The 26,884-nt window shown below is 72.8% G+C and carries 29 protein-coding genes; 21 read left to right on the top strand and 8 right to left on the bottom strand.

What is annotated here, in order from left to right; translation table 11 throughout:
• Window positions 1-94: 94 nt before the first annotated feature.
• The 4 genes from NYO98_RS15590 (at window position 95) to NYO98_RS15575 (ending at window position 4,488) form a co-directional block, all read left to right on the top strand.
• On the top strand, window positions 95-1,705 hold the full coding sequence (locus NYO98_RS15590) for a sensor histidine kinase (protein ID WP_268112652.1): 1,611 nt from the start codon (window positions 95-97) through the stop codon (window positions 1,703-1,705).
• Window positions 1,702-2,391, top strand: coding sequence for a response regulator (locus tag NYO98_RS15585; RefSeq protein ID WP_268112651.1), 690 nt, complete (start codon window positions 1,702-1,704; stop codon window positions 2,389-2,391). Before NYO98_RS15590 ends, NYO98_RS15585 begins: the two co-directional genes overlap by 4 nt.
• 98 nt (window positions 2,392-2,489) lie before the next feature.
• Complete coding sequence (locus NYO98_RS15580) at window positions 2,490-4,004, top strand: DNA-3-methyladenine glycosylase 2 family protein (protein WP_268112650.1); 1,515 nt, start codon at window positions 2,490-2,492, stop codon at window positions 4,002-4,004.
• A 1-nt stretch (window position 4,005) separates the two neighbouring features.
• Window positions 4,006-4,488 carry a methylated-DNA--[protein]-cysteine S-methyltransferase gene (locus NYO98_RS15575; RefSeq protein ID WP_268112649.1) on the top strand — a complete coding sequence of 161 codons (483 nt, stop codon included), beginning with the start codon at window positions 4,006-4,008 and terminating at the stop codon, window positions 4,486-4,488.
• 27 nt (window positions 4,489-4,515) lie between these two features.
• Here the strand turns inward: NYO98_RS15575 and add are convergent, their stop codons facing one another.
• The 3 genes from add to NYO98_RS15560 form a co-directional block, all read right to left on the bottom strand.
• Window positions 4,516-5,547 (bottom strand): adenosine deaminase, encoded by a 1,032-nt coding sequence (add, locus tag NYO98_RS15570; RefSeq protein ID WP_268112648.1) that lies wholly within the window; start codon window positions 5,545-5,547, stop codon window positions 4,516-4,518.
• Between the two features lie 101 nt (window positions 5,548-5,648).
• Window positions 5,649-6,230, bottom strand: coding sequence for a TIGR03086 family metal-binding protein (locus tag NYO98_RS15565; protein ID WP_268112647.1), 582 nt, complete (start codon window positions 6,228-6,230; stop codon window positions 5,649-5,651).
• 246 nt (window positions 6,231-6,476) lie between these two features.
• Window positions 6,477-7,199, bottom strand: coding sequence for an IclR family transcriptional regulator (locus NYO98_RS15560; protein ID WP_254180240.1), 723 nt, complete (start codon window positions 7,197-7,199; stop codon window positions 6,477-6,479).
• A gap of 79 nt (window positions 7,200-7,278) precedes the next feature.
• Here NYO98_RS15560 and leuC point away from each other — a divergent pair, with 79 nt between their 5' ends.
• From leuC to NYO98_RS15545, 3 genes are all read left to right on the top strand, one after another.
• On the top strand, window positions 7,279-8,703 hold the full coding sequence (leuC, locus tag NYO98_RS15555; RefSeq protein WP_268112646.1) for a 3-isopropylmalate dehydratase large subunit: 1,425 nt from the start codon (window positions 7,279-7,281) through the stop codon (window positions 8,701-8,703).
• 3 nt (window positions 8,704-8,706) lie between these two features.
• Window positions 8,707-9,306 carry a 3-isopropylmalate dehydratase small subunit gene (gene leuD / locus NYO98_RS15550; RefSeq protein WP_268112645.1) on the top strand — a complete coding sequence of 200 codons (600 nt, stop codon included), beginning with the start codon at window positions 8,707-8,709 and terminating at the stop codon, window positions 9,304-9,306.
• Window positions 9,307-9,422: 116 nt separating this feature from the next.
• Window positions 9,423-10,109, top strand: coding sequence for an HU family DNA-binding protein (locus tag NYO98_RS15545; protein ID WP_268112644.1), 687 nt, complete (start codon window positions 9,423-9,425; stop codon window positions 10,107-10,109).
• 40 nt (window positions 10,110-10,149) lie between these two features.
• Here NYO98_RS15545 and cofC read toward each other — a convergent pair whose 3' ends face one another.
• The gene (gene cofC, locus NYO98_RS15540) at window positions 10,150-10,812 is read right to left on the bottom strand and encodes a 2-phospho-L-lactate guanylyltransferase (RefSeq protein WP_268112643.1); all 663 of its coding nucleotides are present in this window, start codon (window positions 10,810-10,812) and stop codon (window positions 10,150-10,152) included.
• 131 nt (window positions 10,813-10,943) lie between these two features.
• Between cofC and NYO98_RS15535 the strand changes: the two genes are divergently transcribed.
• Window positions 10,944-11,723: a lysophospholipid acyltransferase family protein gene (locus NYO98_RS15535; RefSeq protein ID WP_268112642.1), complete on the top strand. Its 780-nt coding sequence runs from the start codon at window positions 10,944-10,946 to the stop codon at window positions 11,721-11,723.
• Window positions 11,720-12,721 carry an NAD(P)H-dependent glycerol-3-phosphate dehydrogenase gene (locus NYO98_RS15530; RefSeq protein ID WP_268112641.1) on the top strand — a complete coding sequence of 334 codons (1,002 nt, stop codon included), beginning with the start codon at window positions 11,720-11,722 and terminating at the stop codon, window positions 12,719-12,721. Before NYO98_RS15535 ends, NYO98_RS15530 begins: the two co-directional genes overlap by 4 nt.
• A 288-nt stretch (window positions 12,722-13,009) precedes the next feature.
• On the opposite strand, the gene NYO98_RS15525 is transcribed toward NYO98_RS15530, so the two are convergent.
• A complete protein-coding gene (locus NYO98_RS15525; protein WP_268112640.1) occupies window positions 13,010-14,083 on the bottom strand; it encodes a trans-sulfuration enzyme family protein in 1,074 nt (357 codons plus the stop codon).
• Between the two features lie 32 nt (window positions 14,084-14,115).
• Between NYO98_RS15525 and NYO98_RS15520 the strand changes: the two genes are divergently transcribed.
• Window positions 14,116-15,273: a D-alanine--D-alanine ligase family protein gene (locus tag NYO98_RS15520; RefSeq protein WP_268112639.1), complete on the top strand. Its 1,158-nt coding sequence runs from the start codon at window positions 14,116-14,118 to the stop codon at window positions 15,271-15,273.
• Window positions 15,274-15,285: 12 nt separating this feature from the next.
• Here NYO98_RS15520 and NYO98_RS15515 read toward each other — a convergent pair whose 3' ends face one another.
• Together NYO98_RS15515 and NYO98_RS15510 are read right to left on the bottom strand one after the other, a co-directional pair.
• The gene (locus tag NYO98_RS15515; RefSeq protein WP_268112638.1) at window positions 15,286-15,795 is read right to left on the bottom strand and encodes a DUF3515 domain-containing protein; all 510 of its coding nucleotides are present in this window, start codon (window positions 15,793-15,795) and stop codon (window positions 15,286-15,288) included.
• A gap of 14 nt (window positions 15,796-15,809) precedes the next feature.
• Complete coding sequence (locus NYO98_RS15510; protein WP_090972075.1) at window positions 15,810-16,046, bottom strand: Lrp/AsnC family transcriptional regulator; 237 nt, start codon at window positions 16,044-16,046, stop codon at window positions 15,810-15,812.
• A 117-nt stretch (window positions 16,047-16,163) separates the two neighbouring features.
• On the opposite strand from NYO98_RS15510, the gene NYO98_RS15505 reads away from it, so the two are divergent.
• Window positions 16,164-17,114 carry a thiamine-phosphate kinase gene (locus tag NYO98_RS15505; RefSeq protein ID WP_268112637.1) on the top strand — a complete coding sequence of 317 codons (951 nt, stop codon included), beginning with the start codon at window positions 16,164-16,166 and terminating at the stop codon, window positions 17,112-17,114.
• A gap of 206 nt (window positions 17,115-17,320) precedes the next feature.
• Here NYO98_RS15505 and rpmB read toward each other — a convergent pair whose 3' ends face one another.
• Window positions 17,321-17,506 (bottom strand): 50S ribosomal protein L28, encoded by a 186-nt coding sequence (gene rpmB / locus NYO98_RS15500; protein ID WP_056885645.1) that lies wholly within the window; start codon window positions 17,504-17,506, stop codon window positions 17,321-17,323.
• Window positions 17,507-17,762: 256 nt separating this feature from the next.
• Between rpmB and NYO98_RS15495 the strand changes: the two genes are divergently transcribed.
• The 10 genes from NYO98_RS15495 to NYO98_RS15450 all read left to right on the top strand — a co-directional run bounded on the left by NYO98_RS15495 (window position 17,763) and on the right by NYO98_RS15450 (window position 26,874).
• Complete coding sequence (locus tag NYO98_RS15495) at window positions 17,763-19,415, top strand: DAK2 domain-containing protein (RefSeq protein ID WP_268112636.1); 1,653 nt, start codon at window positions 17,763-17,765, stop codon at window positions 19,413-19,415.
• Window positions 19,416-19,431: 16 nt separating this feature from the next.
• Window positions 19,432-21,639, top strand: coding sequence for an ATP-dependent DNA helicase RecG (locus tag NYO98_RS15490; protein ID WP_268112635.1), 2,208 nt, complete (start codon window positions 19,432-19,434; stop codon window positions 21,637-21,639).
• Between the two features lie 10 nt (window positions 21,640-21,649).
• Window positions 21,650-22,219, top strand: coding sequence for a 16S rRNA (guanine(966)-N(2))-methyltransferase RsmD (gene rsmD / locus NYO98_RS15485; RefSeq protein WP_268112634.1), 570 nt, complete (start codon window positions 21,650-21,652; stop codon window positions 22,217-22,219).
• A gap of 48 nt (window positions 22,220-22,267) precedes the next feature.
• On the top strand, window positions 22,268-22,753 hold the full coding sequence (coaD, locus tag NYO98_RS15480) for a pantetheine-phosphate adenylyltransferase (RefSeq protein ID WP_268112633.1): 486 nt from the start codon (window positions 22,268-22,270) through the stop codon (window positions 22,751-22,753).
• An 88-nt stretch (window positions 22,754-22,841) separates the two neighbouring features.
• A complete protein-coding gene (locus NYO98_RS15475; protein WP_268112632.1) occupies window positions 22,842-23,408 on the top strand; it encodes a YceD family protein in 567 nt (188 codons plus the stop codon).
• 60 nt (window positions 23,409-23,468) lie between these two features.
• Window positions 23,469-23,654: a 50S ribosomal protein L32 gene (rpmF, locus tag NYO98_RS15470; protein ID WP_056906555.1), complete on the top strand. Its 186-nt coding sequence runs from the start codon at window positions 23,469-23,471 to the stop codon at window positions 23,652-23,654.
• 7 nt (window positions 23,655-23,661) lie between these two features.
• Window positions 23,662-24,420 (top strand): ribonuclease III, encoded by a 759-nt coding sequence (gene rnc, locus NYO98_RS15465; protein WP_326494457.1) that lies wholly within the window; start codon window positions 23,662-23,664, stop codon window positions 24,418-24,420.
• Between the two features lie 3 nt (window positions 24,421-24,423).
• The gene (gene mutM, locus NYO98_RS15460) at window positions 24,424-25,287 is read left to right on the top strand and encodes a bifunctional DNA-formamidopyrimidine glycosylase/DNA-(apurinic or apyrimidinic site) lyase (RefSeq protein WP_268112631.1); all 864 of its coding nucleotides are present in this window, start codon (window positions 24,424-24,426) and stop codon (window positions 25,285-25,287) included.
• 81 nt (window positions 25,288-25,368) lie between these two features.
• Window positions 25,369-25,560 carry a hypothetical protein gene (locus NYO98_RS15455; RefSeq protein WP_268112630.1) on the top strand — a complete coding sequence of 64 codons (192 nt, stop codon included), beginning with the start codon at window positions 25,369-25,371 and terminating at the stop codon, window positions 25,558-25,560.
• Between the two features lie 69 nt (window positions 25,561-25,629).
• Window positions 25,630-26,874 (top strand): MFS transporter, encoded by a 1,245-nt coding sequence (locus tag NYO98_RS15450; RefSeq protein WP_268112629.1) that lies wholly within the window; start codon window positions 25,630-25,632, stop codon window positions 26,872-26,874.
• The last annotated feature ends 10 nt before the right edge of the window (window positions 26,875-26,884 follow it).

Here is a 26,884-nt window from a genome sequence, read left to right as displayed (position 1 = left end):
CTCTCGGCGGTCCGTGTCGTCGGACCGACGTGACGATGGTGGGAGACTCCTGTGGCGGTCGTCACGGTTGGGTAAGCAATGGAGGTTGTGGAACTTGTGGTCACGCTCGCGCTGGTGGCCGGCGACGCTCGCCGGCCAGTTCCTGGTGCTGCAGCTGACGGTGCTCCTCGCGGTCGTGGCGCTGGCGAGCATCGTCTCGGTCCAGCAGAGCGACGCCGACTTCCGCGACACCCGCGGTGCGCGGATGCGGTCCGCGGCGGAGTCGATGGCCAACACCGCCGTCGTCCGCGACGCCTTCGTCAAGGACCGGGTCGAGAGCAGGCGCGGGACGCTGACGTCGTACACCCAGCGCAAGCGGAACGACGTGCAGGCCAGCGGCGTCTACCTCACCGACCCGGAGGGGCGGGTGCTCGTCAGCAGCGACTTCGGCGGTCGCGGGCAGCACATCGACCTCGGCTCGAGCACCGTCCAGCAGCTGCGCACCTGGACCGGTGACGTCGACGACTTCGGTACGCCGTCGATCGCGGCCCAGGTGCCGATCATCGACGACGGGGGCGACCTCGTCGGCATCTCGATGGTCGCGGAGGAGTACCCCACGTGGCGCGAGCGGGCCCGCAGCGTGCTGCCCGACCTGTTGACCTTCGCCGGGTTCGCCCTGGGGCTCGGCGTGGCGGGCTCGTTCCTGCTCTCGCGGCTGATCCGTCGTCGCACCCGGGGGCTCGAGCCTGCCGCCATCGCGGCCCTGGCCGACCAGCGTGAAGCGCTCCTGCACTCGATCCGCGAGGGGGTCGTCGCCGTCGCCGACGACGGGACCGTCACCGTGCTGAGCGACAGCGCGCGCGAGCTGATCGGCCTCGACGGCGACGTCGAGGGCCGCCGGATCGACGATCTCGACCTCGACCCGGCCGTGCGGGACCTGTTGTCCGACGACGCGGAGATCCGCGACCGGGTCGTGGTGCTGGGCGAGCGGGTCCTGGTGGTCAACCGCAACCCGGTGGTGGAGGGCGGACGCCGCGTCGCGGCGGTGACCACGCTGCGCGACCGCACCGAGCTGCTGGCCCTGCAGAGCGAGCTCAGCGCACGCGAGTCCATCACCAACACGCTGCGGGCCCAGACCCACGAGTTCCACAACCAGCTCCACACCATCTCCGGGCTCGTCCAGCTCGGTGAGTACGACGAGGTCTCTCGCCTGGTCGGCACCCTGAGCCGGCGCCGCCGCGAGATCTCCGACGCGGTGCTGGCGCACGTGGACGACCCGGCCGTCGCCGCACTCCTCATCGCGAAGACGAGCCTTGCCGTCGAGCGGGGCGTGGAGCTCCGGATCGCCGACGACAGCAGCCTGCCGCGGCTCGACCCCGAGGCCTCCACCGACGTCGGCACGGTGCTGGGCAACCTGGTCGACAACGCCGTGGACGCCTCGGTGTCGGTCGGCGGGACCTCGGTCGAGGTCGCGCTGTGCCTCGAGGGCGACGTCGTCCGGATGACCGTGACCGACACCGGCCCCGGCGTCCCGCCCGACGAGGTGGGCCGGATCTTCCGCCGCGGCTGGAGCTCCAAGGCGCCGACGGTCGAGGGGCGGGGTGTCGGACTGGCGCTCGTGCAGGTCGTCTGCGAGCGTCGGGGAGGCGCGGTCGGGGTCCGTGCGGGCCAGGACGGCACCGGTGCGGTGTTCGAGGTGCGGTTGCCGGGAGCGGAGGTCGGGTGAGCGGGACGGACGACCTCACGGTGCTGGTGGTCGACGACGACTTCATGGTGGCGCGCATCCACACCCAGTTCGTGGAGCGCACCGAGGGCTTCGCCGTCGTCGGCGTCGCCACCAACGGACAGGCCGCCCTTGACGACATCGCCCGGCTGCGTCCCGACCTGGTCCTGCTCGACGTGCACCTGCCCGACATGACCGGCATCGACGTGCTGCGACGGCTCCGGGCCGGCGGCGACGACGTCGGCGTGCTGGTGGTGACGGCCGCGCGCGAGGCCGACACGGTCCGCGCCGCGGCGTCCGGGGGAGCGGTCCACTACCTCGTGAAACCGTTCGACTACGAGGACCTGCGCGCACGGCTCGAGACGTTCCGCGCCGCGCAGCTCGCGCTGTCGGGCTCGGGCGCGCCCGGCCAGGACGACATCGACGCGGTCTTCGGTGCCGCGGCCGCCGCGCCCGCACCGGCGGCGAGCCTGCCCAAGGGGCTCAGCCCCGAGACCGCCGAGGCGGTGCTGGACGCGCTGCGCGGCGCCGCCGAGCTCTCGGCGGGGGAGTGCGCCGACCTCGTCGGGATCTCCCGGGTCTCCGCGCGCCGATACCTCGAGCACTTCGTCGCCCGCGGCACCGCGGTGGTGCGCCTGCAGTACGGCGGAGCCGGACGGCCCGAGCGCCGCTACCGCCCGGTCGGGTAGTCCTGTCCGGCGAGGCGCGCACACACCCGCGACCGGCACCCCGCGGCAGTGTCCGATTTCCGCTGGTGCGACGTGTCGTCGGGTGACAGGCTCGGGTCATGACACCGACCGGGCACCTCGACACCGAGGCCTGCTACCGCGCCGTCCGGAGCAGGGACCGCCGCTTCGACGGGGTGTTCTACACCGCGGTCCGCACCACCGGCATCTACTGCCGGCCGTCGTGCCCGGCACGGACGCCCGCGCCGGCCAACGTCACGTTCCACCCCACGGCTGCGAGTGCCCACGCCGCCGGCTACCGCGCCTGCAAGCGCTGCCTGCCGGACGCGACGCCCGGCAGTCCGGAGTGGGACGTCGCCGCCGACGTCGCCGGGCGGGCAATGCGCCTGATCGCGGACGGGCTCGTCGACCGCGAGGGGGTCGACGGCCTGGCCCGACGGATCGGCTACACCCCGCGTCACCTCGGGCGGCTGCTGACCCAGCAGCTGGGCGCGGGCCCGCTGGCACTGGCCCGGGCGCGGCGCGCGCAGAGCGCGCGTGTGCTCATCGAGACGACCGACCTGCCGCTGACCGACGTGGCCTTCGCGGCCGGCTTCGCCAGCGTCCGGCAGTTCAACGAGACCCTGCGCGAGATCTACGCCTCCTCGCCCAGCGAGCTGCGTGGTCGCCGCGCGGGCGCCCGCACGGCAGGCGCCGTGACCATGCGCCTGCCCGTCCGCACCCCGTTCGCCGGGCGGCGGATGCTCGACTTCCTCGCCTACCACCTCGTGCCGGGCGTGGAGGTTGCTGCACCCGGCTGGTACGCCCGCACCCTCGACCTGCCCCACGGCAGCGGCACCGTGCGCGTCGAGCTGGACGACCTGCCCGACACGTCCGACCGCGCCGGCGGGGGCACCGCCTTCGTCACCGCCGAGTTCCGGCTCGAGGACCTGCGCGACACGGCGGCCGCGAGCGAGCGCGTACGTCGCCTGCTCGACGCCGACTGCGACCCGCGGGCGGTGGACGACCACCTCGCGGCCGACCCCGCGATCGGCGACCTCGTCCGCGCCACCCCCGGCCTCCGCGTCCCCGGCCAGGTCGACGGCGACGAGACCGCGATCCGCACGGTCATCGGCCAGCAGGTCAGCGTCACCGGCGCCCGCACGGTCGCCGGCCGGCTCGTCGCCGAGTACGGACGTCCCGTCGAGACCGACGTCCCCGGCCTGACCCACCTCTTCCCCGACGCCGCGACGCTCGCGGCCGCCGACCCGGCCACGCTGCCGATGCCCCGCGCGCGCGGCCGTGCGCTCGTCGGGCTGGCCACGGCGCTCGCCGACGGCACGGTGCTGCTCGACCGCGGCCCCGACCGCGACGACGTACGACGCGCGCTGCTGGACCTGCCCGGCATCGGCCCGTGGACGGCCGACTACGTCGCGATGCGGGCCCTCGGGCACCCCGACGTCTTCCTGCCCACCGACCTCGCGGTGCGCCGGCTGCTGGCCGACCTCGCGACGTCCGGGGGCGGCGACCCCGACCCCGAGCGGTGGAGGCCGTGGCGCTCCTACGCCCTGATGCACCTCTGGAACACCCTGATGCCCGACACCCCCGCACCGCCCCGCGCCGATGAGGAGAACTGACATGTGGACCGTGATGCCCTCACCCGTGGGCGACCTGCGCATCGTCGAGCGCGACGGCTCGATCGTGGCGATCGAGTTCTCACCATTCCGCCAGCCCACCGACGGCCGGCCCCTGGGCGCGCGCTCCGACGACGCGCCCGTGCTCGTCGAGGCCGTGCGCCAGCTGACGGCGTACTTCCGGCGCGACCTCACCGACTTCGACCTGCCGCTCGCACCTGTCGGCACCGACTTCCAGCAGCGCGTGTGGACCCAGGTCGGGCTCATCGGCTACGGCGAGACCGCGTCCTACGGCGAGATCGCCGGACGGCTGGGCATGACCAACGCCGCCTCGCGCGCCGTCGGGCTGGCCAACGGTCGCAACCCGATCCCGATCGTGGTGCCCTGCCACCGCGTCATCGGCGCCAACGGCACGCTGACCGGCTACGCCGGCGGGATCGAGCGCAAGCAGCAGCTGCTCGAGCTCGAGCAGGACGCGCTGTTCTGAGCCACGCAGCGGCGAGCGCGACGGGGCCTACGGCGGCGGTCCGTCGCTCATCGCCACGAGGGTCCGGAGGTCCGCCTTCTCCGAGTCGTCGAGCCAGCTCGCCTCGATGCCGTCGAGGGCGATCTCGACCATCTGGTTCCAGCCCCAGCCGAAGGCCTCCGCCACGGCGGCGTACTCCCGGCCGAGGTCGAGGTCGCTCAGCGCCGGATCGTCGGTGTTGACGGTCGCGAGCAGGCCGGCCGCGCGCATCCGGGGCAGGACGTGGTCCTCGAGGCGGTCGAAGCAGCGGGCGATTACCACGTTGGACGTCGGACAGACGGTGATGGGGATGCGTTCGTCGACCATCCGTGCGGTCAGGACCGCGCTGTCGAGGACCGGCACGCCGTGGTCCACCCGCTCGAGCCCGAGGGCGTCGAGGCACTTCGCGACCTGCCGCGCCGTGGCGTTCTCCCCCTGGTGGCCGGTGCGCCGGAGCCCGGCCGCTCGCGCGACGTCGTACGCCGGGGCGTAAGTCGTGGAGTCGACGCCCAGCTCGGTCGAGTCCATGCCGACGCCGATCACCCGCTCCGCGCCCGGCGAGCCGGCCGACCTGAGGTCGACGAGCTCCTCGACGAGCTGGCGACCCGCCTCGGGGCCGAACGCGCGGTCCATGTCGACGACGAGCCGACACGTCGTGCCGGTCTCCGTCTCCGCCGCGGAGAGACCCTCGTCGAGCCCCGCGACGATGCCCGCGAGCCTCTGGCCGCTCGCCAGGTGGCGCGTCGGGGTGAAGAAGCACTCCTGGTGCACGACACCGTGCCGGGCGCTCGCGGTCACCGCCTCGTGGGCCAGGCGCGCCCAGTCGTCGCGGTCGACGAGGGTCGACTGGACGAGCCAGAAGACGGTGAGGAACTCGTCGAGCGAGGAGTAGGAGTACAGCTCGGCCGGATCGTCGGTGGGGAGGGCGACACCGTTCTTGTGGGCCAGCTCGACCACGGTCGCCGGCTGCATCGTGCCTTCGAGGTGGCAGTGCAGGTCGACCTTGGGCAACGCGTCGAGTGCACGAGCGAGCGCCTCCATGCGCGCATCGTCCCACCGGCTCGCCGCCTCGTCATCGCTGCGGCGGAGCGGTCTGGACCCGTCGCCCGGGTCCGGTCCGGTCCGGCCTGGCCCGGTCCCGTTCAGCCGGGCCAGCGCGGGTCGCGGCCCGAGCGGGCGAGCACCTGCTCGAACGCCGACGCGCCGGCGCCGACCTCGACCGCGGGGCCGAAGAGCCCGGGCGTGCCGCCCGCGTCGAAACCGCCGACGAACGCCATGCACGCCTCGGCGGTCGCGTCGTCGCAGTCGTACTGCTGACCGGTGGCCCGCGCCAGGTCCCAGCCGTGCAGGACGATCTCGTCGAGCGCGACGAGACCGCCGACCTGGCCGGGCAGGTCGACGCCACCGGCACGGGTCATGCCGTCCCAAGCCGCGGGCTCGCGCCAGGCCGCGGCGAGCGCCGACACCTGCTCGGCCAGTGCCTCGCGCCAGCCGGGCCGGACGTCGGGCCAGCCGGCCGCGTCGGGGCTCGTGTCGGTGAGGGGGCCGAGGTCCTTGTCGGCCGCGGCACGGAAGGCGAGCGTCAGCCCGACGAGGTGCTGGACGAGCTGACCGACGGTCCGCCCCTCGCACGGGGTCGGGTCGTCGAGCTGGTCGTCGGTGACGTTGGCGGCGACGGCGACCAGCCGCTCGCCGGCCGGGCCGAGGTCCACGAGGTCTGCCATGCACCCACCCTGCCCGAGTTCGCCGGGGGCCGGAAGGTGGCGGCAGATCGCCGTCGGACGCCGTGGTGGCGTGTGCCGCCACCATCCGGAGGTCGGCCGGAAGGTGGCGGCAGATCGCCGTCGGACGCCGTGGTGGCGTGCCATGTGCCGCCACCATCCGGAGGTCGGCCGGAAGGTGGCGGCAGATCGCCGTCGGACGCCGTGGTGGCGTGCCATGTGCCGCCACCTTCGCAGACGAGCGGCGGCCTACTCCGAAGCGGCGCGGCGCAGCGACTCCGAGAGCCGGTCGGCGGCCGCGAGAACGGCGGGCGCGTGCATCCGGCCGGGCTGGCGGGAGAGCCGCTCGAGGGGACCGGAGACCGACACCGCGGCGATGACCTTGCCGCCGGGGGAGCGGACCGGGGCGGACACCGAGGCCACCCCCTGCTCGCGCTCGCCGACGGACTGCGCCCAGCCGCGGCGGCGGATGCCGGACAGCGCGGTCGCGGAGAACGCGGCGTTCTGCAGGCCGCGGTGCATCCGCTCGGGGTCCTCCCACGCGAGGAGGATCTGCGCGGCCGAGCCGGCGTTCATGGTGAGCTGCGAGCCGACCGGGATCGTGTCCCGCAGGCCGGAGGGGCGCTCGGCCGCGGCGACGCACACGCGGTGCTCGCCCTGGCGGCGCCACAGCTGGGCGGACTCGCCGGTGATGTCACGCAGCCTGGCCAGGACGGGGCCGGCCGCGGCGAGCAGCCGGTCCTCGCCGGCGGCGGCGGACAGCTCGGCCAGTCGCGGGCCGAGCACGAAGCGGCCCTGCATGTCGCGCGCCACGAGGCGGTGGTGCTCGAGCGCGACCGCGAGCCGGTGGGCGGTGGGTCGGGCGAGCCCGGTGCCGGCCACGAGGCCGGCCAGGGTGGCCGGTCCGGCCTCGAGCGCCGCGAGCACGAGCGCTGCCTTGTCGAGTACGCCGACGCCAGATCCGTTGTCCATATGCCGATATTCTCATCTCAGAGAGTGGGATGCAAGATGTAGCGTCGGTGCACCGCTTCAACCGAGAAGGAGATTCGTCGTGGGCAAGACCCTGTCCGAGAAAGTGTGGGACGAGCACGTCGTCCGCAGCGCCGACGGAGAGCCCGACCTCCTCTTCATCGACCTCCACCTGCTCCACGAGGTGACCTCGCCGCAGGCCTTCGACGGCCTCCGCCTGGCCAACCGCACCGTGCGCCGCCCCGACCTCACCCTCGCGACCGAGGACCACAACGTCCCCACCCTCGACTGGGACAAGCCGATCGCCGACCCGGTGAGCCGCACGCAGGTCGAGACGCTGCGCAAGAACGCTGCCGACTTCGGGGTCCGGCTCCACCCGCTCGGTGACGTCGAGCAGGGGATCGTCCACGTCGTCGGCCCGCAGCTCGGCCTGACCCAGCCGGGCATGACGATCGTGTGCGGCGACTCGCACACCTCCACGCACGGGGCCTTCGGTGCGATCGCGTTCGGCATCGGCACGTCCGAGGTCGAGCACGTGCTCGCGACGCAGACGCTGACGCAGGCCCGGCCGAAGACGATGGCCGTCACCGTCAACGGCAGCCTGCCCGAGGGTGTCACAGCCAAGGACCTCGTCCTCACCCTCATCACGCACACCGGCACCGGCGGTGGGCAGGGCTACATCGTCGAGTACCGCGGCCCGGCCATCGAGGAGCTCTCGATGGAGGGCCGGATGACCGTGTGCAACATGTCGATCGAGTGGGGTGCGAAGGCCGGCCTGATCGCGCCCGACCAGACGACCTTCGACTACATCCAGGGCAAGCCGGAGGCCCCGAAGGGCGCCGACTGGGACGCCGCGGTCGCGCACTGGAAGACGCTGCGCACCGACGACGACGCGGTCTTCGACAAGGAGATCGAGCTCGACGCCTCCACCATGACGCCCTTCGTCACGTGGGGCACCAACCCCGGCCAGGGCGCGCCCCTCGGCGCCACCGTCCCCAGCCCCGACGACTTCGACGAGCCCAACGACAAGGTCGCGACCGAGAAGGCCCTGCAGTACATGGGTCTCGAGGCCGGCACCCCGCTGCGCGACGTCAAGGTCGACACGGTCTTCGTCGGCTCCTGCACCAACGGCCGCATCGAGGACCTGCGGCTGGCGGCCTCGATCCTCGAGGGACGGACCGTCGCCGCCGACACCCGGTTGCTCGTCGTGCCTGGCTCGGTGCGCGTACGCCTCCAGGCCGAGGCCGAGGGGCTCGACAAGATCTTCATCGCCGCCGGCGCGGAGTGGCGCGGCGCCGGCTGCTCGATGTGCCTCGGCATGAACCCCGACCAGCTCGCCCCGGGGGAGCGGAGCGCGTCGACGTCCAACCGCAACTTCGAAGGACGGCAGGGCAAGGGCGGTCGTACGCACCTGGTCTCCGTTCCCGTCGCCGCCGCCACCGCCGTGCGCGGCACCCTCTCCTCACCTGCGGACCTCGAGCCCGTCGCGACCCTCCAGGAGGCCTGAGCCATGGACAAGTTCACCACCCACACCGGCGTCGGCGTCCCGCTCAAGCGCAGCAACGTCGACACCGACCAGATCATCCCGGCGGTCTACCTCAAGCGCGTGACCCGCACGGGCTTCGAGGACGGCCTCTTCGCGGCCTGGCGTGGCGACCCCGACTTCGTGCTCAACGACCCGACGTACGCCGGTGGCTCGGTGCTCGTCGCGGGTCCGGACTTCGGCACCGGCAGCTCGCGCGAGCACGCCGTGTGGGCCCTGCAGAACTACGGCTTCAAGGTCGTCATCTCCTCACGCTTCGCCGACATCTTCCGCGGCAACTCCGGCAAGGCCGGGCTGCTGGCGGCGCAGGTCGACGAGAAGGTCGTGCAGCGGCTGTGGGACTGGCTGGAGGACCACCCGGGCGGCGAGATCACCGTCGACCTGGAGAGCCGCACGGTCCGCGCGGGTGCCGGGGACGACGCCGTGGAGGACTCCTTCGACATCGACGACTACACCCGGTGGCGGCTCCTCGAGGGCCTCGACGACATCGGCATCACGCTCTCGCACGACGCCGACATCGCCGCCTTCGAGGCCGGCCGTCCGAGCTGGAAGCCCGTCACTGCTTGAAAAACCCCTACAAACAGGGCCTTTGGTGATTGTCCTCACCCCTGCATGTGCTTAGCGTGCCTTGCAGAGGGTCGAGCACGAGCTCGGCGTCCGAGGTTCATTGGGAAGGGAAGCTAGTGAACAAGTCAGAGCTCATCGACGCGCTCGCCGCGCGTTACGAGGGGAACCGCAAGCAGGCGGCCCACGCACTGGAGTCCGTGCTCGACACCATCACCCGCGAGGTCGCCAAGGGTGAGAAGGTCGCCATCACCGGCTTCGGCTCGTTCGAGAAGGCAGTCCGCAACGCGCGCTGGGTCCGCAACCCGCAGACCGGCGAGCGGATGAAGTCGAAGAAGAAGGCCGTGCCGAAGTTCTCCGCCGGCAAGGAGCTCAAGGACGTCATCTCGGGTGCGAAGAAGCTGCCCAAGCTGACCGCCGCCACGATGCCGAAGCCGCCCGGGGTCCGGGCCGCGGCGGCCGCGGTGACCGGAGCCGCGACCAAGAAGTCCGCACCGGCGAAGACGGCCTCCAAGTCCACGGCCTCCAAGTCCACGGCCTCCAAGTCCGCGCCGGCGAAGAAGGCGTCGACGTCGACGGCCAAGAAGGCCACCGCCAAGAAGACGACCACCAAGAAGACCACGAGCGCGAGCACCGCCAAGAAGGCGCCCGCCAAGAAGACCGCGACCAAGGCGGCCAGCACGTCCACCGCGAGCAAGTCCACGGCCAGCAAGTCGACGGCCAGCAAGTCGGCGGCCAAGAAGGCGCCTGCGAAGAAGAGCACCGCCAAGAAGAGCACGGCGAAGAAGACCGCGAAGAAGTCCTGACGCAGCAGCCACCTCGCTGCCGCTCCGAGACACGGGCGGGTCACCCCGAGCGGGTGGCCCGCCCTTCGCTTGCCCGGGTCGTGTGCGGACCGACGCCCGCCAGCAGCGCGGCGTCCAGGTCGTCCGGGTCGTCGACGTCCGTGCGCACGCTGGTCGCGGTCCGGCCCACCTCGACGGCCCCGGCGCCCTCGTGCCGCGAGGCGGACGCGACACCGAACGACGGGTCGAACGACGCAGCAGGTGCGGCGTACAGCGTCGTGCCCGTGCCCGCGTCGTCGCGCACGAAGGCGGCGCGTCCGGCCTCGACCTGCTCGCGCACCTCACCGAGCACGCCGGCCAGCTCGACGGGACGCAGCCCCGGCAGGTCGGCGCACAGCACCACGGGCACCGCTCCCGGCCAGCGTCGCGCGACCTCCGCGGCCGCCTGCACGAGCGTCGCGTTGAGGTCGTCGCTGACGCCGTCGGGGATCACCGCGCACCCGAGGGTGCGCACGGACGCGGCGAGGCGGTGGTCGTCGGTGACGACGAGGACGGCGTCGACGCCCGGTGTCGCCGCGGCCGCCTGGACGGTGTCGAGCGCGAACGCCTCGGCCAGGTCACGTCGGTGCTCGTCGGCGAGCCCGGTGAGGCGGGACTTGCCGTAGGTGGGCGGCTTGACGGGTACGACGACGACGCAGCGCGCGGTTCGGGCATCGGCGGACATCTCGACCATCCTCCCATCCCGGACCAGCGTGCCGGTGCGCCACCCGCGCCCTGCCGACCGAGTAGCCTGCTCGCGACGCAGGCTGCGTCCGGGCGCGGCCCGTGAGGAGAGCACGACCGGGAGGGATGGCGGTGCGCGTCAGGAAGCTCGAGCAGAAGCGGGGCTGGGCGATCGGCGTGGCCGCCTCGATCCTCAAGCCGACGCTGCTCAGCGCGACCTCGCGCACGTGGATCGACGGCGAGAAGATCCCGGCCACCGGCGGGTGCATCGTGGTGATCAACCACATCTCCCACGTCGACCCGCTGCTGTCGGCCCACTTCGTCTACGACCACGGCCGGCTGCCGCGCTACCTCGCGAAGTCCGGACTCTTCACGAACAAGTACCTCGGGGGATTCCTGACCTCGGCCGGCCAGATCCCCGTCGAGCGGCTGAGCCGCAACGCGATCGGTGCCTACGACGCCGCGGTGAAGGCGATCGGCGAGGGCGAGTGCATCATCATCTACCCCGAGGGGACGTTGACGCGCGACCCCGACCTCTGGCCGATGAAGGGCAAGACGGGTGCGGCCCGCATCGCCCTGGCCACCGGCTGCCCGGTGATCCCGGTGGGACAGTGGGGTGCACAGGAGGTGCTCCCGCCCTACACGAAGCGCCTGCACCTCGTGCCGCGCAAGAACATCGTCATGAAGGCCGGCGACCCCGTGGACCTCGCCGACCTGGTCGCGCTCCCGCCGTCCCCCGAGACGACGGCGCGCGCGACGGACCGCATCATGGCCGCGATCACGGCGATCGTCGCCGACATCCGCGACGAGCCCGCACCCGAGCAGCGCTACGACCCCCGCACCAGCGGCGTACGCGAGATCGGCAACCCGCACGACACCGCCCACCGCACGAAGAGGAAGCGCACCCGATGACGAAGATCGCCGTGTTCAGTGCCGGGTCGTGGGGCACCGCCTTCTCGCTCGTGCTGGCCGATGCCGGCAACGAGGTGTCCCTGTGGGCCCGGCGCGAGGAGGTCGTGGAGGCCGTCAACGAGCGCCGCGAGAACACCGACTACCTGCCCGGCATCGAGCTGCCGCCGTCGATCTCGGCGTCGACCGACGCCGAGAAGGTCGCGGCCGACGCGGACGTCGTCGTGCTCACCGTCCCGTCGCAGAGCCTGCGCGAGAACCTCACGGCCTGGGCGCCGATCCTGCCCGCGAAGGCGACGCTCGTATCGCTGATGAAGGGCGTCGAGCTGGGCACCCTCATGCGGATGAGCGAGGTGATCCACGAGGTCACCGACGCCTCGGCCGACCGGATCGCCGTCGTCAGCGGACCCAACCTCGCGCGCGAGATCGCCCGCCGCGAGCCCGCCGCGTCGGTCGTCGCCTGCGTCGACGAGGAGCGCGCCAAGCACATCCAGGCCATCACGCACGGGCCGTCGTGGCGGCCCTACACCTCCGTCGACGTGCTCGGCTGCGAGATCGGTGGCGCCTACAAGAACGTCGTCGGCCTCGCCGTCGGGATGGCTGTCGGGCTGGGCTTCGGCGACAACACCACCGCCTCCGTCATCACCCGCGGCCTCGCCGAGACCGCCCGCCTGGCGACCGCTCAGGGCGCCAACCCGCTGACCCTCATGGGCCTGGCCGGCCTCGGCGACCTCGTGGCCACCTGCTCGTCGCCGCTCTCGCGCAACCGCACCTTCGGCGAGCGCCTCGGGCAGGGCATGACGACCGAGGAGATCTACGCCTCCACCCGTCAGGTCGCCGAGGGCGCGAAGTCCTGCAAGTCGTTGCTCGAGCTCGCCCGCCGCACCGGGGTCGACGCCCCGATCGCCGAGGCGGTCGACGCCGTGGTCGACGGCAAGATGACCGCGCTCGACATGATGAACTCCTTCATCGCGCGCGACACCAAGCCCGAGCTGCACTGAGCGACGAAGGAGCTCAGGGCCGCTCATCGGTGGTCGAGTGGCGACCGAGGCTGAGGTACGAAGCCTCGACGGAGCCGTATCGAGACCGGTTCAGCGAGATGCAACCCGGGCCGAGGTCTCCTGACGGCCGCTGCGCGACCTCGGGTCCTGGGCGTCACTGACCTCGCGCCCGACTTGTCGGGCGAGTCGGACACTCGGAGGGGGTTACAACGGCCTCCAGGTGACGGAGTCCCCGCGCGGGCGGGGACTCCGACAAGGGCGAGCCGTCCGCCGACACGCCGCAGACGCTCAGCCCACGCAGCCGTCGAGCGCCGCGCGCAGGTCGTCCCAGAGGTCCTCGACGTCCTCGATCCCGACGGAGAGCCTGACGAGCCCGTCGGGGATGGTGGCGGCCTCGGCCTTCCAGCGGCGGCGGCGCTCGAGGCTCGACTCGACGCCGCCGAGCGAGGTGGCGTGGATCCAGAGCCGGGTCTTGCGGCTGAGGAGGTCGGCCGCCATCTCGCCCTGGGCGAGGACGATGCTGACGATCGCGCCGAAGCCGGGGTAGCGCACCTCCGACAGCGCGGGGTGCTCGCCGAGGCGGCGCACGAGCTCCTGGGCGTTGGCCTGGGCGCGCTCGACGCGCAGGTGGAGGGTGCGCAGGCCACGCAGCGTCAGCCACGCCTCGAAGGGGCCGGGGATCGCGCCGACCAGGTCGCGGCGGCCCTTGAGCACGCCGTACAGCTCGTCGTCGCGGGTGACGATCGCGCCCATCTGCACGTCGGAGTGGCCCGCGAGGTACTTGGTCGCTGAGTGGACGACGAGGTCGACGTCGTCCTCGAGGGGGCGCTGGAGCAGGGGAGTGGCGAACGTGTTGTCGACGACGACGTAGGCCCCCGCCTCGTGGGCGGCCTTCGTGATCGTCGGGATGTCGGCGACCTCGAGGGCAGGGTTGGTGGGCGACTCCAGCCACACGAGGGAGGCGCCGTCGCAGGCCGCGACGACCGCGTCGGTGTCGGTGATGTCGACCATCTCGGCGGTGAGCCGACCGCGGGCCTCGAGGTCGGCGAGCTGCATGATCGTGCCGGTGTAGCCGTGCCGGGGCACGACCACCTTGCCCTCCTTGCCCACCAGGTCGAGCACCGTGGCGACCGCCGCCAGGCCGGACGCGAACGTCAGGCACCGACCGCCCTCGAGCGCACCGAGGGCGTCCTCCAGCGCCGTCCAGGTGGGGTTGCCGTAGCGGCCGTACTCCACCTCGCCACCGGCGACGTAGGTGGCCGCCATGGTGATCGGGGTGTTGAGCGGGGCGTCGGGGACCTTGTCGGGCCTGCCGGCCGTGACGGCGATCGTGCCGGGCCTGAGCGGTGAGTCTGCAGCCATGCGCGCCAGCGTAGGTGGATAGGGTCGAGGCGATGAACGACACCTCCTCCGACAAGACGACCGACCCCCTTGCCGACCCGGGCGCCCGCAAGCCGCGCGTCGCCGTCGTCTTCGGAGGCCGCTCCTCCGAGCACGGCATCTCGTGCGTGACGGCCGGCAGCGTGCTCGCCGCGATCGACCGCGAGGCGTACGACGTCGTGCCGGTCGGGATCGCCCCCGACGGGCGGTGGGTCCTCGAGAGCGACGAGCCCGCCCGGCTCGCGATCCGCGGCAGCGACCTGCCGCGGGTCGACGCCGGCCGGTCCCCGGTGGCGCTCATGGGCGCGGCCACCGGCACCGACCTCGTGGTCGCCGAGCCGGCCAGCGTCCCGTCGGTCATCGGGGAGGTCGACGTCGTCTTCCCGCTGCTGCACGGGCCGTGGGGCGAGGACGGCACCCTGCAGGGGATGCTCGAGATGGCCGGTGTCCGCTACGTCGGCTCGGGCGTGCTCGCGTCCGCGATCGGCATGGACAAGGCCTACATGAAGGTCGTCCTGCAGGCCGCCGGCCTCCCGGTCACCCCCGGCATCGTGGTCACCCGCACCGAGCTCGAGCAGGACCCGATCGGCGTGCGCGCGCGGGTCGAGGAGCTCGGCTTCCCGTCCTTCGCCAAGCCCGCCCGCGCCGGGTCCAGCATGGGCATCAGCAAGGTGCACGACGCCTCCGAGGTCGATGCGGCGCTGGAGGAGGCATTCCGCCACGACCCGAAGGTGCTCGTGGAGCAGTCGATGGAGGGCGCGCGCGAGGTCGAGTGCGGGGTGCTCGGCACGCTCGAGGGCCCGCCGGAGACGTCGCGGCCGGGCGAGGTGCGCACCGGCGGCGACCACGAGTTCTACGACTTCGAGGCGAAGTACCTCGCCGACCAGCACACCGAGATCGACATCCCCGCAGACCTGCCGGCCGAGGTCGAGCAGGAGCTGCGCGCGATGGCCGTGCGGGCCTTCGAGGCGCTGTCGTGCGAAGGTCTGGCGCGCGTCGACTTCTTCGTGATGCCCGACGGCTCGGTGGTGATCAACGAGCTCAACACGATGCCGGGCTTCACACCGACCTCGATGTACCCGCAGCTGTGGGCCGCCACCGGGATGTCCTACCCGGACCTCGTCGACCGGCTCGTCCAGCTGGCGCTGCGCCGCGACACCGGCCTCCGCTGAGGCCGCCCGCGGCTACAGGCAGGGCAGGCCGTCGCCGAGGTGCCCCTTCAGCGCCGGTGCCAGCTCGGCCAGGGCGCGGTCGATGCCCTCGGTGCGGTAGTCGGCCGGCACGAGCACCTCGACGTACGGCTCGAGGCTGAGCGCGATGGGCGTCGCGTCCTCGCCCTGGTCGGTGAGCTGGTCGTCGGGGACGTACCAGCCGACGCCGTCGATGACGTTGCACTCGGCGGTCGGCTCGTAGTCGTCCGGCTCGGGCACGCCGCACGTGAGGACGTACGCCGGATCGCCCCACGCCGCGCCCAGCGCGTCGTCCGGCTCGACGTCGCGCCGCTCGGCGCCGGCGAGGGTGTCGGGGAGGTCGGCGACCAGCGACTCGCACGCGGCCCGGTCGGCCGGTGACAGGTCGGCGTCGTCGATCGTCGGGGTGCTGCTGCAGCCCGCGAGGGCGAGCGCGAGGGCGGCCACCCCGGACGCGACGACGCCCCGGTCCGCGGGCGGACCGAGGCGTCGGCGAAGGTGCACGTGGGCCGGACGGCTCAGATGTGGACGACCGGACAGGTGAGCGTGCGGGTGATGCCGTCGAGGTTCTGCACCTTCGAGACGACGAGCTTGCCGAGCTCGTCGACGTTCTTCGCCTCGGCACGGACGATCACGTCGTAGGGACCGGTGACGTCCTCGGCGAGCGTGACGCCGTTGACCTGGGCGATCTCGCGGGCGACCTCCGCGGCCTTGCCGACGTCGGTCTGGATCAGGATGTAGGCCTGGACGACCATCGTGGACTCCTCGGTCTCGTTCATCGGGTGTGACCGGCACAACCTACCGCGCCGCGCGCCGGCCCCGACAGGGGATGGGTGACAGTGGTCACCACCTCGGTCTGGTGGGATGGGCGCATGGCACCGGCACCTGACGCAACCCTCGGCGACGCGGGCGAGTTCGGCCTGATCTCCGAGCTCGTGGAGATCTTCGAGGGCGACGAGCACGTGCTCGTCGGACCCGGCGACGACGCCGCCGTGCTGCGCATCAAGCACGGCCACGTGGTGGTCTCGACCGACCTGATGGTCGAGGGGCGGCACTTCCGGCGCGACTGGGCCGGCGCCGACGACGTGGGCCACCGCGCCGCGGCCCAGAACCTCTCCGACGTCAACGCGATGGGCGGGACCGCGCGCCACCTCACCATCGGCCTCGCGGCTCCCGCCGACCTCCCGCTCGCGTGGGCGCTGGACTTCGCCCGCGGCTTCGCCGACGAGTGCGCGAGCGTCGGCGCGACGGTCGTCGGCGGCGACGTCACCCGGGCCGACCAGGTGATGATCGCCGTGACGGTGCTCGGCCAGTGCACCCAGGCGCCCGTCCTCCGCTCGGGCGCCCGGCCCGGTGACGTCCTCGCGCTCACCGGCCGGCAGGGGTGGGCCGCAGGCGGCCTCGCGGTCCTCGGCCGCGGCTTCCGCTCCCCGCGGGTGCTCGTCGACGCCTACCGCCGTCCGGAGCCGCCGTACGCCGCGGGCAAGCAGGCCGCCGAGGCCGGGGCAACCGCCCTCATCGACGTCTCCGACGGCCTCCTCGCCGAGGCCGGGCACCTCGCCGACGCGAGCGGCGTCGCCATCGACGTACGCACCGGCGCGTTCGAGGTCCCCGAGCCGCTCCAGGCCGTCGGCGCCGCCCTCGGCGCCGACCCGATGCAGTTCATCCTCGGCGGCGGCGACGACCACTCGCTGCTGGCGACCTTCCCCGACGCCTCCTCGGTGCCGGCCGGCTGGCAGGTGGTCGGCGAGGTCACCGAGGGAGAGGGCGTCACCGTCGACGGCGCGGCGTACGACGGCCCCACCGGCTGGACCCACTTCTGACGCTCCTCGCCGCTGAGTCCCTCGGAGACTCAAGCGCACTCGGAGGGGGAGTCCGACACCTGGGGGCCTTTGCACGGGCCTCCAGGTGTCGGACTCCCCGCTCGCGCGGGGACTCCGACAGCGGCGGCCCGCGCGAGCGGAGACCCACAGGAACGACGAAGCCCCCGCCGCAGAGCGACGGGGGCCTCGACGAAGAAGACGTCAGGTCAGCGCGAGACCTTGCCGGCCTTGAGGCAACCGGTGCAGACGTTCATGCGCTTGGGCGTGCCGTTGACGGTCGCCCGGACGCGCTGGATGTTGGGGTTGAAACGACGCTTGGTGATCTTGCGCGACCAGGGACGGTTGTTTCCGAAGCCCGGCTTCTTGGCGCAGATGTCGCAGACGGCAGCCACCGTGCACTCCGATCCGTTCGAGGTTGATAGATGTTCATCAGGCCCGCACCCCGCCGGAAGCGGCAGCAGGCAACCGCGCAAGAGTAGCCGAGGACCTGCAGGGACAGGAAATCGCAGGGGCCGTGGGCGCCGGGCACTACCCTGTGGCGCGCACCACATCGTACGACGAGGCGGCCGCACGTCCGGCCACCGAGCCAGCCACGTCCCAGCAGGCACCGACCGACATCCAGCAGACACCCGGGAGCAGACCGACGCGATGGAGCACGTCACCCACGGCATCACGCTGGACGGCGTGGCGCGGTTCGTCGACATCGCGACCGACGCGCTGTCCTCGGCCCGCGAGGAGATCGACGCGCTCAACGTCTACCCCGTGCCCGACGGTGACACCGGCACCAACATGTTCCTCACCGTCTCCGCGGCCCGCGACGCGCTCCGCGAGGCGATCGCCGGCGATCCACAGCTGTCGCTCGGCGACGGCATGGCCGTGCTCGCGCGCGCCGCGTTGATGGGCGCGCGGGGCAACTCCGGGGTGATCCTCAGCCAGATGCTCCGCGCCTACGTGCACCACCTGGCCGGCGCCGCCATCGCCGACCGGCCGGCGGAGACGATCGCGGCCGCGATGGCGGAGGCGACCGAGGCCAGCTACGCCGCCGTCGGCATCCCGGTCGAGGGCACGATCCTCACCGTCTCGCGGGCGGCGTCCGACGCGGCGCTGGAGACGGCGGCACGCGGCGCGCGCACCCGTGACGTCTTCACGGCGGCCGCCGCGGCCGCGCGCGAGGCCCTCGCCCGTACGCCGGAGCAGCTCGACGTGCTCGCCCAGGCCGGGGTGGTCGACGCGGGCGGGCGCGGGCTGTGCGTGGTGCTCGACGCGGTGGAGACCACGGCCACCGGGCGCCGTCCCCCGCCGTGGTCGGCGCCGATCGGCACCCACCTCATCCCGGTCGCTGCGGCGCCCCGTGGCGACGACCTCACCGAGGACGGTCCGGGCTACGAGGTGATGTACCTCCTCGATGCCGACGACCAGCACGTCGCCGACCTCCGCACGACGCTGGCGACCCTCGGCGACAGCCTCGTCGTGGTCGGTGGCGACGGCCTGTGGAACGTCCACGTCCACGTCGACGACGTGGGTGCCGCCATCGAGGCCGGGATCGCCGCCGGACGGCCCCACCGCATCCGGGTCACCCACTTCGCCGACCAGGGCGCCACGGGCCGCCATCCCGGCTCGACCCGCGCCTCGACCCGCTCCGGGCGCAGGGTCGTCGCGGTCGCCGCAGGCCCCGGGCTGGCGGCGCTGTTCGAGTCGGCGGGCGCGGTCGTGGTGACCGGCGGTCCGGGACGGCGTCCGTCCACCGGCCAGCTGCTCGAGGCCATCACCGGCTGCGGTGCGGCCGAGGTCGTGGTGCTCCCCAACGACGGCGACACCGTGCGAGCCGCCGAGATCGCGGCCCACACGGCCGAGGCCGAGCACGACGTCTCGGTCGAGGTGATCCCGACCCAGGCCCAGGTGCAGGGCCTGGCCGCCGTCTCGGTCCACGAGCCGGGCCGGGCCTTCGACGCCGACGTCCGCGAGATGACCGCGACCGCCCGCCACGCCCGCCACGGTGCCGTCACCGTCGCCGCCCGCCGAGCGATCACGATGGCGGGCCCGTGCGAGCCCGGTGACGCGCTCGGTGTCATCGCCGGCGACTTCGCCGTCGTCGGGACCAACCTCGAGGAGGTGGCCACCGACGTGCTCGAACGGCTGCTGGCCGGCGGCGGCGAGCTGGTGACGATCGTGTCGGGCGAGGACGGCGAGGCGCTCGCCGAGCGGGTCGCCGCCCACGTCGAGGCGCGCCACCCCCACGTCGACGTCGCCGTCCACGACGGCGGCCAGCCGCGCTACCCGCTGCTCGTCAGCGTCGAGTGACCGGCAGGATCGACCCATGGTCGCGATCACCCCGGACAGCCCGATCGGCGCGGTGTTCGGCAACAGCCACAAGAAGCGCAAGCTCGCCGAGGAGGGCCTCGGGCTGAGGACGGTCGGCGACCTCCTGCGCCACTTCCCGCGCCGCTACGTCGCCGCCACCGAGCTCACCGAGGCCGCGACGCCCGTCGTGGGGGAGCAGCTGACGATCGTCGGCGAGGTGCGCTCGTGCGAGAGCGCCCCGTTCTTCAGCGGCAACCGCCGCCAGTTCCGTACGACGGTCCGGGTCCGCACCGAGGGCCCCGACTTCTCCATCACGCTGTTCAGCCCCTACGCCAACCTGGCCGAGCGCCACGAGGCGGAGTTCCGCCCGGGCACCCGGGCGATCTTCACCGGCAAGGTCAAGCAGTTCCGGGGGAGCTGGCAGCTCGAGCAGCCCCACGGCTTCGCGCTCGACGGCGACGAGGCGGTGTCGATGAGCAAGCTCATCCCGATCTACCCCCTCACCGCCAAGCTCTACTCCTGGGACCTGCAGAAGGTCGTCTCCGCCGCGCTCGACCTCGTGACAGGCGTGCCCGACGTGCTCACCCCGGAGCTGCGCGAGCGGTTCGAGGTGCTCGACGTGATGCGCGCCCTGCGCTGGATCCATGCACCGGACGACTGGGCCCAGGTCGGCGCCGCCCAGAAGCGCTTCCGGTTCGAGGAGGCGCTGGTCCTGCAGCTGGTCCTCGCCCGGCGCCGGGCGGCGCACCGCGCGCAGGGCGCCCGCGCCCGCGCCCGCCGCGACGACGGGCTGCTGGCCGCCTTCGACGCGCGGCTGCCGTTCGAGCTGACCGGGGGACAGCGTGAGATCGGTGACCTGGTCGCCGAGGAGCTCGGCCGCGACCACCCGATGAACCGGCTGCTGCAGGGCGAGGTCGGCTCCGGCAAGACCCTCGTCGCGCTCCGCGCGATGCTGCAGGTGGTCGACGCCGGAGGGCAGGCCGCGCTGCTCGCCCCGACCGAGGTGCTCGCCCAGCAGCACCACCGCTCGATCTCCGCGATGCTCGGCGACCTCGCCCAGGGCGGGATGCTCGGCGGCGACCCCGACGCCACCCAGGTCGTCCTGCTGACCGGGTCGATGGGCAGGGCGGCGCGGCAGGAGGCGCTGCTGCGCACCGTCACCGGCGAGGCCGGCATCGTCATCGGCACCCATGCGCTCCTCCAGGACACGGTCGAGTTCGCCGACCTCGGCCTGGTCGTCGTCGACGAGCAGCACCGCTTCGGCGTGGAGCAGCGGGCCGCGCTGACCGACAAGGCGGGCACGCCACCCCACGTGCTCGTCATGACCGCCACCCCGATCCCGCGCACCGTCGCGATGACCGTCTTCGGCGACCTCGAGACCTCCGTGCTGGCCGAGCTGCCCGCCGGGCGCGCGCCCATCCAGACCAACGTCGTCCCGCTGGCCGACCAGCCCTCGTGGATCGACCGCGTGTGGCAGCGCGTGCGCGAGGAGGTCGAGCAGGACCACCAGGCCTACGTCGTGTGCCCGCGGATCTCCGGCGACGCGGGGGAGGAGGGCGAGACCGACCAGCTCGACTTCGACGAGGACGGCGCCGACATCACCCCGCGCCGCCAGCTCGCGGCCGTCGAGGACGTGCACGCCCAGCTCGCGGCCGGGCCCCTCGCCGGGCTCCGCACGGCCGTCCTGCACGGACGCATGGCACCCGACGACAAGGACCGCATGATGCGCGCCTTCGCCGCCGGCGAGGTCGACGTGCTCGTGTCGACCACGGTCATCGAGGTCGGCGTCGACGTCCACAACGCCACCACGATGGTGCTCCTCGACGCCGACCGGTTCGGCGTCTCGCAGCTCCACCAGCTCCGCGGCCGCGTCGGACGCGGGGGACTGCCCGGGCTCTGCCTGCTGGTCTCCCACGCCGAGGTCGGCACGCCCGCCCGCGACCGGCTCGACGCCGTGGCGGCGACCACGGACGGCTTCGAGCTCAGCCGCGTCGACCTCGAGCAGCGGCGCGAGGGCGACGTGCTGGGTGCCAACCAGTCAGGTTTCCGGTCCGGTCTCGTCACACTTCGGGTATTGCGCGACGAGAAGACGATCGTCCGCGCCCGGAACGCCGCAGAGGCGCTACTCTCCGAGGATCCTGCGCTCGCACACGCGCCCGCCCTGGCCGACGCCGTCGCCGAGGTGGAGCGCTCCGCGGCGTCGGAGTTCATGGAGAAGGGCTGACCACGGGGACATGACTCGCATCATCGGGGGCACGGCGGGGGGCCGCCGGCTGGAGACGCCGCGCGGCCAGACCACCCGCCCCACGAGCGACCGCGTGCGCGAGGCGCTGTTCTCGGCGATCGAGTCCCGCACCGGCTCCCTCGACGGGCTGCGCTTCCTCGACCTCTACGCCGGGTCCGGCGCCGTGGGCCTCGAGGCGTGGTCGCGCGGGGCCGGCGTGGTGACGATGGTCGAGCACGACCGGCGCACCGCGGCACTGATCACCCGCAACGCCGCCACCCTCGGCTTCTCCCGGGCCCGGGTGGTCGCGACCTCCGTGGCCTCGTTCCTCGCCTCGCCGCCCGCGGCGCCCTACGACGTGGTGTTCTCCGACCCGCCCTACCCGATGTCCGACGCGGACGTCGACGCCGACCTCGCCGCGCTGACGAACCACGGGTGGCTCGTGCCGGGCGCCCTGGTGGTCGTCGAGCGGGCGGCCAAGCGGACGGTCGTCACCTGGCCGCCCGGCATCGAGGAGGACCGCACGAGGCGCTACGGCGAGACCGCGCTTTGGTACGGTCACGCCACCCCGGCCCCCTGATCCCGAGACGGGACCAGAGCCCCCGCCCAGCCCCATGGAAGGACGCCCGTGCGTCGCGCTGTCTGCCCCGGGTCGTTCGACCCGGTGACCAACGGCCACCTCGACATCGTCGGTCGTGCGGCCAGGCTCTTCGACGAGGTCGTCGTCGCCGTCGGCGTCAACATGAGCAAGAACCGGCTCTTCACGCCCGACGAGCGCATCGCGATGCTCCGCGACGCCACCTCCGGCCTCGCCAACGTGCGTGTGTCGGGCTTCGACGGGCTCATCGTCGACTTCTGCCGCGAGATCGAGGCCGTGGCGATCGTCAAGGGCCTGCGCGGGGCCGGCGACTACGAGTACGAGCTGCCGATGGCCCAGATGAACTCCCACCTGACCCAGGTCGAGACCGTCTTCCTCCCCGGTGCCGTCGGCAACGCGTTCGTCTCCTCGAGCCTGATCAAGGAGGTCGCCGCGCTCGGTGGCGACATACGCGGCCTGGTGCCCGAGCCCGTGCGCGAGCAGCTCGTGGCGAGGCTCGCCGAGCGCCGGGCCTGAGGACCCATCCGTCACTCGTTTTGCCCCGCCGGTGGGGCGACCGATACGATTCCGAGGTTGTGTTGGTGTCCAGATGTGGGAGTTCGACGTGAGCAGCCTGGACCCGAGGGCGCCGCTCGTGCTCGATACTCGCGAACTCGGCCGCCGCCCGGGGTCCCAGCGTGAGCTCGAGCTCTCCGTTCCGGCACCAGCAGAACTTGGCATCGAAGTCCTCTCTGTCCCCGAAGGATCGCCGGTCGAGCTCGACCTGCGGCTGGAAGCGGTCATGGAGGGCGTGCTGCTCACGGGCACGGCCACGGCCGCGCTCGAGGGGGAGTGCGTACGCTGCCTGGAGCCGATCGAGGACGAGATCCACGTGACGCTGCAGGAGCTCTACGTCTACCCCGACCAGCACGACAAGGCCGCGGAGCACGACGACCGCGACCTCGACGACGAGACCAGCCAGCTCGAGGACGACCTGCTCGACCTCGAGCCCCTGCTGCGGGACGCGGTGGTGCTCGCACTACCGTTCCAGCCGCTGTGCATGGACGATTGCCCGGGATTGTGCACCGAGTGTGGTGCGCGACTCGCGGACGACCCGGACCACGCGCACGACGCGCCGATCGACCCGCGCTGGGCAGGGCTGCAGCAGCTCAAGCAGGACACCCAGGACTGACTCCACCGGAAATCCCCGGCGGAGAAGCAAACCGAGCCACACGTTAAGTAGGAGACCACCATGGCTGTTCCGAAGCGGAAGATGTCGCGCAGCAACACGCGTCACCGCCGTTCGCAGTGGAAGGCCGTTGCGCCGACCCTCGTGACGTGCGCCAACCCCGCCTGCGGCGCCAAGCACCTCCCGCACCGCGCGTGCGGCCAGTGCGGCCAGTACGGCGCCCGGGCCGACCGTCGCCAAGTTCTCTGACGGTCCCCTGACCACCGACGAGCTCCGCGCGGCGCTCGGTGATCCGGTCCTGGATCCCGAGCTGCTGCAGCGTGCCCTGACCCATCGCTCGTTCGCCTACGAGAACGGGCAGATCCCGACCAACGAGCGCCTGGAGTTCCTCGGGGACTCCGTGCTCGGGGTCGTGGTCACGGAGACGCTCTACCGCGCCCACCCGGACTTCAGCGAGGGCCGTCTGGCCAAGCTGAGGGCCGCGGTCGTCAACGCGCGCGCCCTCGCCGACGTCGCCCGCCAGATCGGGCTCGGCCAGCACATCATGCTCGGCCGCGGCGAGGAGACCACCGGTGGTCGCGAGAAGGCCTCGATCCTGTCGGACACCGTCGAGGCGGTCATCGGCGCGATCCACCTCAGCGGCGGCATCGACGAGGCCGCCAAGGTCGTCCACCTCCTCTTCGACCCGGTGATGGAGGCCGCGGCGTCCATGGGCGCCGGCCTCGACTGGAAGACCTCCCTGCAGGAGCTGTCCGCCGACCTCGGGCTGGGCGTCCCCGAGTACCTCATCGAGGACGACGGCCCCGACCACATGAAGACCTTCGTCGCGCGCGTCCGCGTCGGCGAGCAGGTCCTGGGCAACGGCACCGGCCGCTCCAAGAAGGAGGCCGAGCAGGGCGCCGCCGAGACCGCCTACCGCGAGATCAAGGACGCCCACCCCGACGGCCGGCCCGTGCCGGGCGCCGCGTCCGCGCCCGCCGCAGCTCCCGTCGCCGCCAGCGGCACCGACGCCTGAGACGTGCCCGAGCTCCCCGAGGTCGAGGTCGTCCGCGCCGGCCTCGAGCGACACGTCGTCGGCGCGACCATCGAGGCCGTCGAGGTGCTCCACCCGCGGCCGGTCCGCCGCGACCACCGCGGGTCGACCGGTTTCGCCGCCGCGCTCGTCGGCCAGCGCATCGAGGCCGTCCGCCGTCGCGGCAAGTACTTCTGGCTCGCCCTCGCCAACGGTGACGCGCTGCTGGGCCACCTCGGAATGAGCGGGCAGATGCTCCTCCACGAGCCCGGCGGCCTCGACGAGCGCCACCTGCGGGTCCGGTTCGCCCTGCGCACCGCGGACGGGCGCGCGCTCGAGATGCGCTTCGTCGACCAGCGCATGTTCGGAGGCCTCGTCGTCTCCGCCGGTGGCGCAGGGCTCCCGACCGAGATCGTCCACATCGCCCGCGACCCCGTCGACCCGGAGTTCGACGACGACGAGTTCGTCCGCCGCGCGCGTCGTCGTACGTCCGCCGTCAAGCGGCTGCTGCTCGACCAGGGCCTGGTGTCCGGGGTGGGCAACATCTACGCCGACGAGGCGCTGTGGCGCGCGAAGCTGCACGGCGAGCGCCCGGGGGACCGGCTCACCGGGCCGGTGCTGCGCGGGCTGCTCGGCCACGTTCGCGACGTGATGGGCGAGGCGCTCGCGCAGGGGGGCACGTCCTTCGACGCCCTCTACGTCAACGTCAACGGCGAGTCCGGCTACTTCGACCGCTCCCTCGACGCCTACGGCCAGGAGGGACAGCCGTGCCGGCGCTGCGGCACCCCGATCCGCCGCGTGGCCTTCATGAACCGCTCCTCGTTCTTCTGCCCGACCTGCCAGCGGCCGCCGCGCGCGACGCGCCGGTAGGCGTTGACCGTCCGCCACCTCGGTGGGACTCTTGGAGACGGCCGCCACGCGGTCCTGTACCCCCTTCTGGAAAGGCACCCGATGGCGAAAGCGCTGATGGGTCATGTGAACAACGACGTACGGACCGCCTCGGTCCTGGCAGTCGAGAACAGCCGGCTCCGTCGCCGGGTCGGGGACCTCGAGGCACTGGTCCTCCGGCTCCAGGCCGACAACGACCGCCTGGCCGCGGCTGCCCGCGACGGGCTCAAGGTCGAGGACCTCCAACCCGCCTGACGCGCCCGCCTCGCGTCGGCCGAAAAACCCGCTGCACCCCGCCGACCCCCGGCGTAGGGTCTGGCGCTTGTGAGCCGACTCGTCGAGACCGTCATCCCAGCACGTCTCGGACAGCGGTTCCGGTGGCTCCTTCTCTCGTCGTGGACGACCAACATCGGCGACGGTGTCGCCATGGCGGCAGGGCCGCTGCTCGTCGCCTCGCAGACCGACGACGCGCGCCTGGTGGCGCTGGCCGGGCTGCTGCGGGGGCTGCCGTGGCTGCTCATCGGGTTGTACGCCGGTGCGATGGCCGACCGCCTCGACCGGCGTACGGTCGTGGTGACCGCGAACCTCGTGCGCAGCGTCGTCCTGGTGCTGCTCTGCACCTCGATCGCCACCGGGCACGTGTCGATCGCGGTCGTCCTGGTCGCGGTGTTCGCGCTGGGCGTGGCCGAGGTGTTCGCCGACTCGACCTCGAGCACCCTCACCCCGATGTTCGTCGACAAGGCCGACCTGGGCATCGCGAACGCCCGCATGCAGGCCGGCTTCCTCACCGCCAACCAGCTGGTCGGGCCTCCGGTCGGCGCGTTCCTCTTCGCCGCCGGGATGGCGTGGCCGTTCGTGAGCCAGCTGGTGTGCGTCCTGCTCGGGGTGGTCCTGGTGTCGCGCATCGGCTCGACGCGCGAGCAGGTGCGCGACTCGGTGGACACCCACGTGCGCCAGGACATCGTGGACGGCATCCGGTGGCTCTGGGGCCACGCGGCGATCCGCACCCTGGCGATCGTCATCCTGACCTTCAACATCACGTGGGGCGCCGCCTGGTCGATCCTCGTGCTGTGGTCGCTCGACCGGGTGCACATGGGGGAGGTGGGCTTCGGCCTGCTCACCACCGCCTCGGCCCTCGGCGGCATCGTCGGCACGTCCCTCTACGGTCGCCTGGAGCGGCGCTTCGACCTCGCGACCCTGATGAAGACCTGCCTGCTGCTCGAGGTGCTGATGCACCTGGCGCTGGCGCTCACCACGGTGCCGTGGGTCGCCCTGCTGATCATGTTCGGCTTCGGCGCCTATGCCTTCGTGTGGCTCAACGTGTCGCAGGTCGTGCGGCAGCGGGCCGTGCCGATGGAGTTCCAGGGCCGGGTGGGCTCGGTCTACCTGATCTTCGTCTTCGGTGGGATGGTCGTCGGGCAGGCGATCGGTGGCGTGATCGCCGAGCGCTGGGGCCTGGCCGCGCCGTTCTGGTTCGCGTTCGTCGGCTCCGGCGTCACCCTCGCGATCGTGTGGTCGCGGCTCACGAGCATCGCGCACGCCGACGAGCCGGCGACGGCGTCCGCCTGACGGGGTGCGG

Source organism: Nocardioides pini (assembly GCF_026712185.1).
Lineage (GTDB): Bacteria > Actinomycetota > Actinomycetes > Propionibacteriales > Nocardioidaceae > Nocardioides > Nocardioides pini.
The sequence above is the reverse complement of the archived record's forward strand: the minus strand, read 5'-3'. Positions and strand labels throughout refer to the sequence as shown.

Bases quoted from the DNA above. Each gene is read 5' to 3' on its own strand.
- NYO98_RS15580 (WP_268112650.1), top strand. From the start codon at position 2,490: ATGACACCGACCGGGCACCTCGACACCGAGGCCTGCTACCGCGCCGTC.
- NYO98_RS15575 (WP_268112649.1), top strand. From the start codon at position 4,006: ATGTGGACCGTGATGCCCTCACCCGTGGGCGACCTGCGCATCGTCGAG.
- add (WP_268112648.1), bottom strand. From the start codon at position 5,547: ATGGAGGCGCTCGCTCGTGCACTCGACGCGTTGCCCAAGGTCGACCTG.
- NYO98_RS15565 (WP_268112647.1), bottom strand. From the start codon at position 6,230: ATGGCAGACCTCGTGGACCTCGGCCCGGCCGGCGAGCGGCTGGTCGCC.
- NYO98_RS15560 (WP_254180240.1), bottom strand. From the start codon at position 7,199: ATGGACAACGGATCTGGCGTCGGCGTACTCGACAAGGCAGCGCTCGTG.
- leuD (WP_268112645.1), top strand. From the start codon at position 8,707: ATGGACAAGTTCACCACCCACACCGGCGTCGGCGTCCCGCTCAAGCGC.
- cofC (WP_268112643.1), bottom strand. From the start codon at position 10,812: ATGTCCGCCGATGCCCGAACCGCGCGCTGCGTCGTCGTCGTACCCGTC.
- NYO98_RS15530 (WP_268112641.1), top strand. From the start codon at position 11,720: ATGACGAAGATCGCCGTGTTCAGTGCCGGGTCGTGGGGCACCGCCTTC.
- NYO98_RS15525 (WP_268112640.1), bottom strand. From the start codon at position 14,083: ATGGCTGCAGACTCACCGCTCAGGCCCGGCACGATCGCCGTCACGGCC.
- NYO98_RS15520 (WP_268112639.1), top strand. From the start codon at position 14,116: ATGAACGACACCTCCTCCGACAAGACGACCGACCCCCTTGCCGACCCG.
- NYO98_RS15510 (WP_090972075.1), bottom strand. From the start codon at position 16,046: ATGGTCGTCCAGGCCTACATCCTGATCCAGACCGACGTCGGCAAGGCC.
- NYO98_RS15505 (WP_268112637.1), top strand. From the start codon at position 16,164: ATGGCACCGGCACCTGACGCAACCCTCGGCGACGCGGGCGAGTTCGGC.
- NYO98_RS15495 (WP_268112636.1), top strand. From the start codon at position 17,763: ATGGAGCACGTCACCCACGGCATCACGCTGGACGGCGTGGCGCGGTTC.
- NYO98_RS15490 (WP_268112635.1), top strand. From the start codon at position 19,432: ATGGTCGCGATCACCCCGGACAGCCCGATCGGCGCGGTGTTCGGCAAC.
- rsmD (WP_268112634.1), top strand. From the start codon at position 21,650: ATGACTCGCATCATCGGGGGCACGGCGGGGGGCCGCCGGCTGGAGACG.
- rpmF (WP_056906555.1), top strand. From the start codon at position 23,469: ATGGCTGTTCCGAAGCGGAAGATGTCGCGCAGCAACACGCGTCACCGC.
- NYO98_RS15455 (WP_268112630.1), top strand. From the start codon at position 25,369: ATGGCGAAAGCGCTGATGGGTCATGTGAACAACGACGTACGGACCGCC.